General features: G+C 43.4%; 15 protein-coding genes. 14 read left to right on the top strand and 1 reads right to left on the bottom strand.

Annotated elements, in window-relative coordinates; all coding sequences use genetic code 11:
• Positions 1-7: 7 nt before the first annotated feature.
• The 5 genes from ispG to der all read left to right on the top strand — a co-directional run bounded on the left by ispG (position 8) and on the right by der (position 5,939).
• Positions 8-1,129, top strand: a complete 1,122-nt coding sequence (gene ispG / locus E0H79_RS02795; protein WP_131260758.1) for a flavodoxin-dependent (E)-4-hydroxy-3-methylbut-2-enyl-diphosphate synthase — start codon at positions 8-10, stop codon at positions 1,127-1,129.
• Between the two features lie 3 nt (positions 1,130-1,132).
• Positions 1,133-2,428, top strand: coding sequence for a histidine--tRNA ligase (gene hisS / locus E0H79_RS02790; protein WP_004975101.1), 1,296 nt, complete (start codon positions 1,133-1,135; stop codon positions 2,426-2,428).
• Between the two features lie 30 nt (positions 2,429-2,458).
• Entirely contained in the window at positions 2,459-3,160 is a 702-nt protein-coding gene (locus E0H79_RS02785) for a YfgM family protein (protein WP_131260757.1), read from the top strand.
• Positions 3,160-4,308 carry an outer membrane protein assembly factor BamB gene (gene bamB, locus E0H79_RS02780; RefSeq protein ID WP_096901518.1) on the top strand — a complete coding sequence of 383 codons (1,149 nt, stop codon included), beginning with the start codon at positions 3,160-3,162 and terminating at the stop codon, positions 4,306-4,308. Before E0H79_RS02785 ends, bamB begins: the two co-directional genes overlap by 1 nt.
• Before the next feature lie 218 nt (positions 4,309-4,526).
• Complete coding sequence (gene der, locus E0H79_RS02775; RefSeq protein WP_004975107.1) at positions 4,527-5,939, top strand: ribosome biogenesis GTPase Der; 1,413 nt, start codon at positions 4,527-4,529, stop codon at positions 5,937-5,939.
• A 93-nt stretch (positions 5,940-6,032) separates the two neighbouring features.
• On the opposite strand, the gene E0H79_RS02770 is transcribed toward der, so the two are convergent.
• Complete coding sequence (locus E0H79_RS02770) at positions 6,033-6,806, bottom strand: SDR family oxidoreductase (RefSeq protein ID WP_131260756.1); 774 nt, start codon at positions 6,804-6,806, stop codon at positions 6,033-6,035.
• A 107-nt stretch (positions 6,807-6,913) separates the two neighbouring features.
• Here E0H79_RS02770 and mazG point away from each other — a divergent pair, with 107 nt between their 5' ends.
• The 9 genes from mazG (at position 6,914) to yjgA (ending at position 13,624) form a co-directional block, all read left to right on the top strand.
• On the top strand, positions 6,914-7,675 hold the full coding sequence (gene mazG, locus E0H79_RS02765) for a nucleoside triphosphate pyrophosphohydrolase (RefSeq protein WP_004975111.1): 762 nt from the start codon (positions 6,914-6,916) through the stop codon (positions 7,673-7,675).
• Between the two features lie 16 nt (positions 7,676-7,691).
• A complete protein-coding gene (locus tag E0H79_RS02760; RefSeq protein ID WP_096901517.1) occupies positions 7,692-8,159 on the top strand; it encodes a ComEA family DNA-binding protein in 468 nt (155 codons plus the stop codon).
• A gap of 129 nt (positions 8,160-8,288) precedes the next feature.
• Positions 8,289-9,755: a polynucleotide adenylyltransferase PcnB gene (gene pcnB, locus E0H79_RS02755; RefSeq protein WP_131260755.1), complete on the top strand. Its 1,467-nt coding sequence runs from the start codon at positions 8,289-8,291 to the stop codon at positions 9,753-9,755.
• Positions 9,752-10,240, top strand: a complete 489-nt coding sequence (gene folK, locus E0H79_RS02750) for a 2-amino-4-hydroxy-6-hydroxymethyldihydropteridine diphosphokinase (RefSeq protein WP_004975118.1) — start codon at positions 9,752-9,754, stop codon at positions 10,238-10,240. Before pcnB ends, folK begins: the two co-directional genes overlap by 4 nt.
• Before the next feature lie 49 nt (positions 10,241-10,289).
• Positions 10,290-11,099: a 3-methyl-2-oxobutanoate hydroxymethyltransferase gene (gene panB / locus E0H79_RS02745; RefSeq protein ID WP_004975120.1), complete on the top strand. Its 810-nt coding sequence runs from the start codon at positions 10,290-10,292 to the stop codon at positions 11,097-11,099.
• Between the two features lies 1 nt (position 11,100).
• Complete coding sequence (gene panC / locus E0H79_RS02740) at positions 11,101-11,946, top strand: pantoate--beta-alanine ligase (protein WP_131260754.1); 846 nt, start codon at positions 11,101-11,103, stop codon at positions 11,944-11,946.
• 24 nt (positions 11,947-11,970) lie between these two features.
• On the top strand, positions 11,971-12,822 hold the full coding sequence (gene rapZ, locus E0H79_RS02735) for an RNase adapter RapZ (protein WP_004975124.1): 852 nt from the start codon (positions 11,971-11,973) through the stop codon (positions 12,820-12,822).
• Complete coding sequence (locus tag E0H79_RS02730) at positions 12,819-13,088, top strand: HPr family phosphocarrier protein (protein ID WP_026438354.1); 270 nt, start codon at positions 12,819-12,821, stop codon at positions 13,086-13,088. Before rapZ ends, E0H79_RS02730 begins: the two co-directional genes overlap by 4 nt.
• 2 nt (positions 13,089-13,090) lie before the next feature.
• Positions 13,091-13,624 carry a ribosome biogenesis factor YjgA gene (gene yjgA, locus E0H79_RS02725; RefSeq protein ID WP_131260753.1) on the top strand — a complete coding sequence of 178 codons (534 nt, stop codon included), beginning with the start codon at positions 13,091-13,093 and terminating at the stop codon, positions 13,622-13,624.
• Positions 13,625-13,723 lie beyond the last annotated feature (99 nt).

Below are 13,723 nucleotides of genomic sequence, written 5' to 3'. Positions count from 1 at the left end.
CGATATCATGATTGTAAATCCAATTCAACGCCGTCCGACCCGTAAAATCCGTGTGGGTTCTGTCTATGTGGGTGGTGATGCGCCCATCAGCATCCAAAGTATGACCAATACAGAAACCTGTGATGTTGCTGCAACTGTGGCGCAAATTCAGCGTTGTGTAGATGCGGGCGTAGACATCATGCGTGTTTCTGTACCAACCATGGAAGCCGCAGCTGCATTTGGTGAAATTCGTAAGCAAGTATCTGTGCCGTTGGTGGCAGACATTCACTTTGACTATAAAATTGCATTGGCAGTTGCCGATGCAGGTGCAGACTGTTTGCGGATTAACCCAGGTAATATTGGTTCGGAAGCCAAGATTCGTGAAGTGGTGGCTGCTGCCAAACATCATGATATTTCTATGCGAATTGGTGTGAATGCAGGATCGCTGGAAAAAGATATTCAGAAAAAATATGGCGAGCCGACAGGTGCAGCATTGCTGGAATCTGCCATGCGTCATATTGATATTTTAGACCGTTTAGATTTTCAGGAATTTAAAGTTTCAGTCAAAGCATCGAATGTGTTTTTAACCATGGATGCTTATCGTTTGTTATCACAACAAATTGATAATCCATTACATTTAGGCGTAACTGAAGCAGGTATTTACCGTACAGGCACCGTAAAATCTGCAATTGCCTTGGGCGGTCTGCTCATGGAAGGTATTGGCGATACTATGCGTATTTCGCTTGCGGCAGAACCTGAAGATGAAGTCAAAATCGGTTTCGATATTCTAAAATCTTTAGGTTTACGCTCTAACGGGATTAACTTTATTGCCTGCCCAAGCTGTTCACGTCAGGAATTTAACGTCATTTCTGTAATGCAGGCATTGGAGGAGCGTTTAGAAGATATTCGTACTCCAATGGATGTATCGGTCATTGGTTGTAAAGTGAATGGCCCGGGCGAAGCTAAAGAAGCTGATATTGGTGTGGTGGGCGCAAGTCCGCGTTCATTGGTTTATCGTAATGGTGAAAAGAGCCATTTAATTGATACCAATCAACTCGTTGATGAAATCGAAAGCATGGTTCGTCAGCGTGTTACAGAGCTTGAAGAAGCTAAATCTAAAGAGATTATTCGTACAAATTTTTCTGAGTAAGTCATGAGTTCAATTGTTGCAATTAAAGGTTTTAATGACATTCTTCCAACGCAAACACCTGCGTGGAGACGTCTAGAGCAACATTTAGCATCTTTAATGGATGCTTATGGTTATCAACAAATTCGTTTGCCGATGGTTGAGCAAACCAATTTGTTTAAGCGTTCAATTGGTGATGCTACCGATATCGTCGAAAAAGAAATGTACACATTCTTAGACAAGGGCAATCCGCCTGAGTCTTTGACTTTGCGTCCTGAAGGAACTGCAGGTTGTGTACGTGCCATGTTAGAGCACAATTTGCTACGTGGTGCGACACCGCGCGTGTGGTATATCGGCCCGATGTTCCGTTATGAAAAACCGCAAAAAGGTCGTTATCGTCAATTCCACCAATTTGGTGTAGAAACTTTTGGCGTTGCAACACCAGATATGGATGCCGAACTTATTTTAATGACTGCGCGTTTATGGAAACGTATGGGCGTTGCCGATAAAGTTCGCTTAGAGTTGAATACGCTGGGTGAGTCGGATGAGCGCGCAGCGTATCGTGCCGCTTTGGTTGAGTTTTTGGAAGCGCACAAAGCCGATTTAGACGAAGATTCACAGCGTCGTTTAAGTACTAACCCACTGCGTATTTTGGACTCGAAAGATGCTAAAACGCAAAGCATCCTAGAAAATGCTCCAAAATTGCATGATTTTATGGGTGAAGATACGCTGAATCACTTTGCCCAATTACAGCAGTATTTAACCGATGCAGGCATTGAGTTTGTGATTAATCAAAAACTGGTACGTGGTTTAGATTATTACAATAAAACCGTTTTTGAATGGACAACCACGCATTTAGGTTCGCAAGGCACAGTTTGTGCAGGCGGGCGCTATGATGGTTTGGTTGGGCAGTTGAAGGGTAAGGCAGATCAGTCCGTACCTGCCGTGGGCTTCGCCATGGGCATTGAGCGTTTATTGTTGTTGCTTGAACAAGTCGAAGACAATACGCCTGTACGTGATTGTGAAGTATTCTTGTTGGCAGATCCAACAACTCAAGGCAAGGCGTTGGTTTTAGCTGAGCAAATTCGTGACCAATTCGAACAAGCGGGCAGCCAGATTCGCTTAAAAGTTGGTTCACAAGGCTCAATGAAAAGCCAAATGAAAAAAGCCGATCAATCAGGTGCAATCTATGCCTTGATTTTTGGTGAGCGCGAAGCGGAAGCACAGCAATTGGCAGTGAAAACCTTGGCAACTGCTGAGCAAACGACTGTTGCAGTGACCAAAATTGTGCCTTTCATCATTGAAAAATTTTCTTCACAATAAGCCAAATAACATAAGGAAAAGGGTAATCCAATGAGCGCATTGAGTGATGACGAACAACTTGATAGTTTAAAATCGTTTGCGAAAAAATATGGTTCAGCCATGATTAGCGGGATTTTAATTGCGTTGATTGCCTTTTTCGGATGGCAATATTGGCAGAAAAAAACCTTGGCAGAGCAGCAAATGAATACTGCTAAAGTGCAACAACTGATGGATGATGCACGTACAGCAGAAGGCAATCCAGATGCCTTCAGTCAATTGTCTGCAACTGCCGATAAAATTGTGAAAGAAGCCCCTGATTCTGCGCAAGCTATTCAAACTCAATTCTTAATGGCTAAACTCGCTTACGATCAGCAAGATTTTGCTGCCGCAGAAAAAGCCTTAAAGAAAGTTGAAAACTCTAAAGTAAAAGACCAAGGCTTAGTGCAATTGGTTAAGTTGCGTTTGGCTTATGCACAGTTGGCGCAAAAGAAATACGATGAAGCTATTCAAAGTTTGGCCGCGGTGACTGATCCTGCATTTAAAGCGACTGCAGATGAAGCGCGTGGCGATGTTTATGTCGCGAAAAATGACCGTGAAAATGCCAAAAAAGCCTATCAAAGTGCATGGGATACTTTGGTGGAACGTAAACAAGAACGTCAAATTTTACAAATAAAACTCGAAAGTGTTGGTGTTTTGGTGGATGATCCTGAAATTGAACGCCCAGTATTAGAAACACAAGTGGATGAGAGCTAATGAATAGAAAGTATAAAATACCGTTTGCACTGACCGTTTTAACCCTCGCTTTAGTGGGGTGTTCTACCAATAAAATTAAAGTTGCAGAAGTTAAGCCAAATCCACTGCCAAAACTTGAGCAAGCACAAAGTCTAGTTCCTGTATTTTCACAAAGCGTTGCATCGACTACATCAGCCGATCCACTACGCCTGCAATTAGATGCCGAAAACGGGGTAATTTATACTGTTGATCCTAAAGGTGAGATGGCAGCCTATCAAGGCAAGCAACGTCTTTGGCAAAAACAAGTGTCTAAGCAAGGCTTAACTGCAGGTGTCAATGCTGCTGATGGCATTGTGGTTGCAGGAAACAGTAAAGGACAATTGTTTGCTTTAGATCAGCAAACAGGTGAGCAAAAGTGGGTTGCACAGTTAACAGGTGCAATTCTTGCGCCATCGTTAATTCAGGCGGGTCGTGTGGTGACTGTAAGTAATGACGGCACGGTATATGCACACAATGCCGAAACAGGTCAGTTGGTGTGGACTTACAACTTGCCAAACGTGCAATTTAGTTTGCGTGGTATGGCTGCACCTGTGGCGCTCGATTCACGTACTGTACTGATTGCTTCTGCAAATGCCTATGTCTATGCACTGGATATTGTTACAGGCGTACCACGTATGCAGCGCCGCGTTGCCATTAGTGAAGGCCGTTCAGACATTCAACGCTTAAATGACATTGATGGCGACCCAGTGGTTGCTGGTCAATTCTTGGTGACCACAAGCTACCAAGGTCAGGTCACCGTATTGGACTTGGCTTCACAACAAGTGATTTGGAGTGAAGATGCAAGCAGTACCAAACGTCCAGAAGTTGCGGGGAATGGTGTATTTGTCAGCACTGCAGATGGTAAAATTGCAGCTTACGAAATCACATCAGGACAAGCACTTTGGGAAAATGACAGTTTGCTCAACCGTCGTTTATCTAATCCTGTGTTGTTTGGACAATATTTAGTGGTCGGTGATTTAGATGGTGTTTTACACCTCATTGATCCAAGCTCAGGGCAACTGGTTGGACGTTCAAAAACCAATGGCGAAGTCCGTTCATTGCGTGTAATTGACAATCAACTCTATGTCGCAACGCAAAAGGGCGCATTAAGCGTTTGGCAGAACCGCTAATTTTGTTCTGACTTTTATGCTAAAATAGTTGTCCGTATTTTTACGCGGGGTAATTGAATCATCAATGCCCCGTGTTTTTATTTAATAGAGTGGTCGATGTTCTCTCTGTCGTTTGCGTGGTCGCAACGCTGAACCCAACATCCATACTCTGTTCTTTCTTCCACAGTTTCGGATGTACAGACCATTGAAACTGACTGATCTTGAATAAAGGTTAATCTATGAAACCCGTAATTGCGCTCATTGGTCGTCCGAACGTCGGAAAATCAACGCTGTTTAACCAGATTACCAAGAGCCGTGATGCACTTGTTGCTGACTTTGCAGGTCTGACACGTGACCGCAAATATGGTGATGCAACCTATCAAAATAAATCTTTCATTGTGGTCGATACTGGCGGTATTGGCGAAAGTGAAGGTGGTATCGACTCTTACATGGCTGAACAATCTAAAACAGCCATCCATGAAGCCGATATGATCATTTTTGTGGTCGATGCACGTGCAGGCTTGTTGGCATCGGATGAGCAAATTGCGCGTGAATTGCGTACTTTGGGCAAAAAAGTATTCTTGGTGGCGAACAAAGTAGATGGCGTACATGCCGAAGCCGCTTTGGTTGAGTTCTTTAAACTGGGTATGGGCGAGCCATTGCAAGTGGCTGCCAGCCATGGTCGAGGCGTTCAGCAAATGCTGGAAGACGTTTTGGCAGATGTTCCTGAAGATGAAAACCCAGATGCACATGATCAAGACACAGGTTTGCGTTTAGCCATTATTGGACGTCCAAACGTGGGTAAATCGACACTGGTTAACCGTTTATTGGGTGAAGAACGTGTAGTGGCATACGATCAGCCAGGTACGACACGTGACTCAGTCTATATTCCGTTTGAGCGCAACGAACGTAAATACACCTTGATTGATACTGCAGGTGTGCGTCGTAAAGGTAAGGTCGATGAAATGATCGAGAAATTCTCGATTGTGAAAACCTTGCAAGCCATGAAAGATGCACACGTGGTGGTGATTGTGGTTGATGCACGTGATGGTATTGTCGAGCAAGATTTGCACTTAATTGGTTACGCACTTGAAGCAGGGCGTGCCATGGTGATTGCGATTAACAAATGGGACAATATGTCCGAATATGATCGCAAACAATGTAAGTTAGATGTTGAGCGTCGTTTTGACTTTATTCCATGGGCAAAAATCCACCTGATTTCTGCCTTGCATGGTACAGGCGTGGGTGACTTATATCCATCTATCCACCGTGCGTATGAGTCATCGCACTTAAAAGTGTCACCTGCCAAATTGACGCAAATTTTGAATGACGCAACAGATGCACACCATCCACCTAAAGTGCAAGGTCGCGCTATTAAAATGCGTTATGCACACATGGGTGGACAGAACCCGCCAACCATCGTGATTCATGGTAATAAGGTCGATAAAACTCCTGCAGATTACCGTCGTTATTTAGAAAACGTGTTCCGTAAAGTCTATAAGCTAGAAGGTACACCTGTAAAAATTGAATTTAAAACCTCTGAAAACCCATTTGAAGGGCGTAAGTCACAAGTGGATGAGCGTACTGCGGCACGTCGTCGTCGTTATGTGCAGAAGTTTAAGAAAGCCGAGAAGAAGTTTAAGCGAGGCTAAGGCTTAAATTTTGACGCGTTTGATTAAAAAATCCCGAATGTGAATTCGGGATTTTTTTTGAGCAACTTAATTTAAATATAGATAGATGTAGAATTAATGACGCTTCGCCAACAAGCTATTCGACAGACGATTTAACCATTGTGGGCTAATACTCGAAAGTTGCATTAGGGTTTTGGCTTTTAAACCGACCGCACGATGCGTATTGGTCAGAATCGAATCTTTAACCGTCGCTTGTTGATACACCACCTGGGCGACATCTTCTGTCGATAAATGCACGCCCATGTTTTGAATGGTGGCTGCATCCATATCTTTCACCATTGCAGTTTGTACAAATAGCGGCATGACATCTAAGACCCGAGTGCCGTATTTTTGCCACTCTATATCTAAACCTTCCGTAATGCCACGTACTGCAAATTTGGAAGCAGAATAAGAAATTAAATCGGCTTGTCCATAAATCGCAGATGCCGAAGACAGGTTAATCACCCGTGCAAAACTTGCTTGTTTTAAATAAGGCAAAGCCGCATGACAACCGTTTAATACACCATTCACATTCACTGCCATAGTCCGATGATGCGCTTCTATGGGTGTGTCTTCAAATGCGCCTGAGTAGAGAATTCCTGCATTATTCACCAAAATATTCAATTCACCTGCCCATTGGCAAAAATCGGATAACGCAGCTTGCCAACTGGCATAGTCTGCTACATCAAGCAAACCTGCATGTGCACGCTCACCCAATTGTTCTGCTAATTGCTGTGCTTGTGCGAGATGAATATCATAAATACCGACACGGTAACCTTGTTGATAAAACAATTGTGCGATTGCGGCACCAATGCCTTGTGCAGCGCCACTAATCAAGATACTGTGCATTTGAACTTGCTCCCTGATGTTATTTTTGTTGTGCATATCGTCCTTGCCATCTGAGCATAACAAAAAAATGGTGCATTCGTGCAATAAATTGAAATAAGGAACAACCCATGCAGCAATTGCTTTCAATCATGCAACAGTTACGTCAACAATGCCCGTGGGATCAAAAACAAACCCCAGAAAGTTTGACTCAATACGCAATTGAAGAAGCTTATGAAGTTGAAGCAGCAGTGCGTTCAGGCAAGGTAGATGATGTACGTGATGAACTGGGTGATTTGTTGTTGCAAGTGGTGTTTCAGGCACAAATGTATAGCGAACAAGGCGCATTTGATTTTCAGGATGTGGTGCAAGCCATTTGCGATAAATTGATTCGTCGGCATCCACATGTTTTTCAGGCAGAACAGTTTGCGCAGCTCAGCGCAGAAGATGTCGCTGCTTTATGGAAAACCATCAAACAACAAGAAAAACAGGGTAAAGCAAAGTCACGTTTAGATGAGGTGAAACATGCACCCGCCTTGGTGCAAGCACAACAAATTCAACAACATGCGGCACAATTGGGCTTTGACTTTCATACCGTGCAAGATGCGTATGGCAAGTTAGAAGAAGAATTGCAAGAATTACAACAGGCGATTCAACAGCAACAATCCGATGAAATACAGGATGAGTTAGGGGATTGTTTGTTTTCTTTAATCAATGTTGGGCGTAAACTTGGCGTGTCCAGTGAGTTGGCATTATTGGGCACAATTCATAAATTTAGAACACGCTTTGCTTACATTGAAGATCAGGCCGAATTACAACAAAAAACAATAGAAGATATGACTTTAGAAGAAATGGATCAACTTTGGGAGCAGGCAAAACAACAATTAAAATGACAGGTTTTGCGGCAACATGAATATATCGCAGCAATTAAAAGTTTCTTTTCGCTTTTTTTCTTTCGGATGGCAGTACTGGCTTGCATTGCTGTTATGCAGTATCAGTGTATGGACTACAGCACAAAATGTGCAATCTAAGCCTGCGCAGGTGGGTGGGCACAGCTATGATCAAAACTATTTAAAATGGAAAGCGCAGCAAGCCGCGCAAGATCAGCGTTTAAGTGCGGCTCAAACCACATCATCAAGCGCAGAACATTATTTAGCACGTCCTACTCAGCAAAGTGCGCATACAAATCAAGTGCGTTTAAATAGCGCTTCACTAGAACAATTGCAGCAATTGTCTGGGGTGGGCATGAAAAAAGCACAAGCGATTGTGGAATACCGAAAACAAAATGGAAAATTCCAAAGTATTGAAGAACTTCAGCAAGTCAAAGGGATTGGGTCTGCCTTATTTGCCAAGAATAAACACAAGTTGGCATTGTAGCTGCAAGCAGAATTTTAGCACTGCACATTGCAAAATTAGCATGTGAATCAAATTGCCCTTTGATTGTGTTAGAGATATGATTAGCGACATCTTATCTGTTTTACGTTCAGACGTAGGAGACAGCGTCTTTTGCAAACTTTGCGCGCGTCAAAATGTGGTTTATCTACCGCTCAATTACCTTCTTCCATTTTAGATGTTCTAGATGCTTTAACCAAAGCAGGCTATGAAGCCTATATCGTCGGTGGTGGAGTTCGTGACTTAATGTTAGGGCTAAATCCGAAGGATTTTGATGCCGTAACCAATGCCACACCCTCACAAGTGAAAGAAGTTTTCGGACGACGTTGCCGAATTATTGGACGACGTTTTGAGCTGGCGCATGTCTATGCAGGGCGTGAACTAATTGAAGTGGCCACTTTCCGTGCGCCACCGAAAAAAGCTGTGACTTCTGCGGCGGGGATGATTCTGCGCGATAATAACTGGGGCACAATCGAGCAAGATTTTGCCCGTCGTGACTTTTCAATCAATGCGTTGTATTACCAGCCACGCAAAGGCATCGTGTTAGATTTTTGCAATGCCGTAGATGATATAAAGCACAGAAACTTGCGTTTATTGGGCGATCCAACTTTACGTTTTGAAGAAGACCCAGTGCGTATGCTGCGTACTTTGCGTTTTGCTGCCAAATTAAATTTCAATATTGATCCAAAAATTCTTAAAATTTTTACGCCTGAAATGACGCAGTTATTGCGTGATGTATCGCCACACCGTTTATATGATGAGTCGCAAAAACTCTTTACGATGGGACATTTAAATAAAGTCCTGCCGATGTTGATTGAGTTTGGTATTTGGCGTCAGTTATTTGCCGACATCAAGCCAGACATCAACTCATTTATTGAACGTGCAGCAAAAAATACCGATCAACGGATTACGATTGGTAAAACCATCAACCCTGCATTTTTCTATGCGGTGCTGTTGTGGCAACCGTTTTTAGAGCGTTGTGACTTTTATCTTTCTAAAGGTGTGGTGGCAGCCGAAGCGCGAGCCCAAGCAGGTTTAGATGTACTGAAACGTCAGGCGACACGTACCATTATTCCTCGTTTTGCTGAAACTTTTATTCGTGAAGTTTGGGAAATGCAAACCCGTTTATTGCAACCGAAACCACAGCAAATTGAAGCATTGTCTGGGCATGCGCGTTTCCGTGCAGGTTTTGACTTTTTATTACTGCGTGAAAAAGCAGGCGATAGCTCGACTTTAGGAATGGGTCAGTGGTGGGATGCCTACCAGCTTATGAGCACCGATGAAAAAGAACGTGCGATTGCCCAATATAACCGATTACGTGCCAAGAGCCGCCGTAAAACAGCGCAAGAACCTGTTGATGTGGCACCAGCAACACATGCTGCCGATATGCAGATTGAACCCTTGGTGAATGAGCCTGAGCCTCGTAGTCGACGTGCGCGTAAAGCCAAACAGTATGAAGAAAATCGGGCGCAATTGACTGCTACAGCAAACGGTTCAGGTATTGGTGCAGATCATCCGATTTTAAAACGTAAACGTGTGCAACGTGATTTAAGCCAAGTGATTTTTGGGCCAACACAATGAGCAACATCACCTATATTGGTTTAGGCAGTAATTTGGGCGATTCGCGTCAAATTTTGACTGAAGCGGTGCAAAAACTGGCAACTTTGGGGCAAGTGCAGACTTCTAAACTGTATCAAAGCCCACCAATGGGGCCACAAGATCAGCCTAATTATTTGAATGCTGTGGTACGTTTAGATACCGAACTTGAAGCCTTGGCATTGTTAGATGAATTACAGCGTTTTGAACAAGAGTCGGGTCGGGTGCGTTTACGTCATTGGGGTGAGCGTACGCTAGATTTAGACTTGTTGATTTATGCTGATGCCAACATTCAAAATGAACGTCTGACTGTACCGCATGTGGGGGTGTTAGAACGTGATTTTGTCGTCATCCCGTTGTTAGATTTGGATGCTAACTTAAGCGTTAAGGGACAATTATTAAAACACTCGCCATTGCTTGAACATCCGAGCTTAACTGTTGTAGATGCCAGCAATTGGGCAGGGCTATAAAGTTTTAAATTAAGCATGCGTGATGCTTTTTCCATAGAGGAATATTTTCATGATTAGTTTAAGTGACCTAAGAAAATTTAAAGCGGAAGGTCGAAAATTCTCCTGCCTGACTTGCTATGATGCAAGCATGGCGAAAGCAATGGAAATTGCTGAAATTGATACGATTTTAATTGGCGATTCTTTGGGGATGTCCATTCAGGGGCGTGACTCAACCTTGCCTGTCAGCGTGGCGGATATGGCTTATCATACTGCGGCGGTGCGTCGTGGTAATCAACATGCTTTTATTTTGACTGACTTGCCATTTATGAGTTATGCCACCTTAAATGATGCATTGCAAAGCTCGAAAGAGGTGATGCAAGCGGGTGCACAAATGGTCAAAATGGAAGGTGGTGCATGGCTCAGCGAAACCGTTGCAACACTGACCCGTAATGGTATTCCTGTCTGTGTACATTTAGGTTTAACGCCACAATCGGTGCATGTATTTGGCGGTTATAAATTACAGGCACGTACCCGCGAAGCTGCAGATAAACTGATTGCTGACTGTAAAGCTGTGGTAGAAGCAGGCGCGGCGATTCTGTTACTAGAATGTGTGCCAGCACAGCTAGGTCAAGAAATTTCTGCCTTGTTCCCTGAAATTCCAGTGATTGGGATTGGTGCAGGTGCAGACACTGACGGTCAGGTACTAGTGGTGCAAGACATGCTGGGGCTGACTTTTGGTCGTGTCGCAAAATTTGTACGTAACTTTATGAAAGAACAAGCGGGTGAAACTGCCATTTTGGATGCGTTTAAAGCCTATCATGCTGCAGTTCAAGATGGTTCTTTCCCAGCACGTGAACAAACTTTCCAAGTCGAGTTGTAATATGAAAACTGAAACCACAATTCAAGGCTTAGCGGCTTCATTACAGCCTGCACGCGCTGCGCGTAAAACCATTGGTTTTGTTCCGACCATGGGCAATTTGCACGAAGGGCATTTGACCTTGGTGCGCGAAGCGAAAAAAATATGTGATGTGGTGGTGGTCAGTATTTTTGTCAATCCAATTCAATTTGGCCCTAATGAAGACTTTGACAGTTATCCGCGAACTTTAGACCAAGACAGCCAATTGTTGGCAGAGGTCGGTTGCGACATTATTTTTGCGCCTTCAGTTGAGCAAATGTATGGTAACAAACCACGTTTGACCAATATTTCAGTGAGTGAGATTACGGCAGACTTGTGTGGCTTGCAGCGTCTTGGACACTTTGATGGTGTTGCGGTGGTCGTGACCAAGTTATTCAATATGGTACAGCCAAACTATGCTTTCTTTGGTGAAAAAGACTATCAACAACTGGCAGTCATTCGTCAGTTTGTACGTGACTTGAATATTCCGCTAGAAGTGATTGGTGTGCCAATTGTACGTGCAGCAGATGGTTTGGCACTTAGTTCACGCAATGGGTATTTGAGCGCTGAACAGCGTCAAATTGCACCGACAATCTATCAAAGTTTAAAGGCTGCTGCACAAGCATTACAGCAAGGTGAAACTTTGTCACAAGTGTTAGCGAATATTAAAGCAACATTGACAGCAGCAGGCTTTGTTGTGGACTATGTAGAGGCGCGTACAACAGAATTGCAGAAAATTGAAGCATTTAGTGAAGATCTGGTGTTGTTCGTTGCAGCAAAATTGGGCAATACACGTTTAATTGATAATTTGCAGGTCAAACATTCTGCATAGCTGGCAATAGAAGGGTTGCATGCCATGAAACGTATTTTGATCGTGACAGGTCAATCGGGTTCAGGAAAATCTTCGGCATTACAAGTGTTGGAAGATTTGGGTTATTACTGTATTGATAATTTACCTTTGGCATTGCTCCCCGAAATTGTGGATAAACTGGATCAGGAAAATAACTTGGAGCAGTTGGCATTGGGGGTAGATGTACGCAGCACCCGTGCCGACTTGCAAGAGTTTGATTTGGTATTTGAGCAACTGCAAAAGCATGGTTCAGTCGATATTATTTATCTGACCACGCAAGATCAGGAATTGATTGCCCGTTTTAGCGCATCACGCCGTCCGCATCCACTCTCTAGCCGTTTTAAAAGCTTGAATGAATGTATTCAAGAAGAAAAAAACTTGTTGATGCCGATTCAGTTCCGCTCTACGGTGCATATTGATACCACGGACAAAAGCGTGCATGATTTAAAACATGTGTTGTTGTCTAAACTTGGGCAAACCGACAACCTGATTGTGATTTTACAATCCTTTGGCTATAAGCACGGAATTCCCTTAGATGCCGATTATGTGTTTGATGTGCGTCATTTGCCCAATCCCCATTGGGATTTGGAGCTAAGAAAACATTCAGGCTTAGATGCACCTGTGCAGGAATTCTTGCAACAAAGTCCGCAAACCCATGAAATGTTTCAGGACATCCACCAGTTTTTAGAAAAATGGTTGCCAGCCTTTGCCGAAGGGCATCGTCACTACATCACCATTTCAATTGGCTGTACGGGTGGGCAACACCGTTCCGTTTATATCGTAGATAGACTAAAAAAAGCACTTGAGGCAAAATGGTCTATTCAAGTCTTACACCGAGAAATGAAGCACTGGTCATGATTGACACAACTGTTGACGTAATTAATAAACTAGGTTTACATGCACGGGCATCTGGGAAACTGATTGAAGTGACCACCAAATTCCGTTCGTCAATCCAAATTGGTAAAGGCGACAAATTGGTTGATGCCAAAAATATTATGTCCTTGCTCATGTTAGGTGCAGGCAAGGGAACTACTTTACGCTTGGTGATTGATGGTGCAGATGAAGAAAAAGCTTTATCTGATATTCAAGCACTGTTTGCAGCAAAATTTTACGAGGCAGATTAATCGTGGCACGTCGACCGCAACGTTTTACCGAAGATGACTTTGAATCTTTAGAAGGGCGTGCAAGTAAAACCGAACAGAAAAAAGCCGTACAACGTATGGCTGCACTGGGCGAACAATTGGCGCAGTTAAGCGCCAAACAAATTCAGAAACTTCCAGTAGAAGAGCGTTTAATTGATGCTTTACTGGAATTGCAAAGTATTACTTCACATGAAGCACGTCGTCGTCAGTGTCAGCGTATTGGTAAATTGTTGCGTAATGAAGATGAAAGCGTAATTTTGTCTTATTTGACGCCGCAGCAAGGTGCGAAAAAAACCGCACAGTTACAGCGTTGGGTAGAGCGAATTATTAAAGACGGCGACCCTGTGATTAATGATTTTAGTAAAACCTATAAAGCAGCTGAGCGTCATACGCTGCGTCAGCATGTGTTGCGTATCCACCGTGATATGAAACAGGAAGTGTCTGCGGAAGAACTTGAAGCATCTAAACTTAAGTTGTTTAACTATGTGCAGCAAGTGGCTTTGCTGTCAGAAAACTAAGCTATCAGAGAACCAAGTGATCAAACGCGAGCTTGTCTGATTGCAATAAAAAACGACTCATAACGAGTCGTTTTTTATTGTCTTTTATGTGTAAGAATT

This window comes from Acinetobacter sp. ANC 5045 (assembly GCF_004331005.1).
Classification (GTDB): Bacteria; Pseudomonadota; Gammaproteobacteria; order Pseudomonadales; family Moraxellaceae; genus Acinetobacter; species Acinetobacter towneri.
Note: the sequence above shows the minus strand (reverse complement) of the source record. Positions and strands in the feature narration are given on the sequence as shown.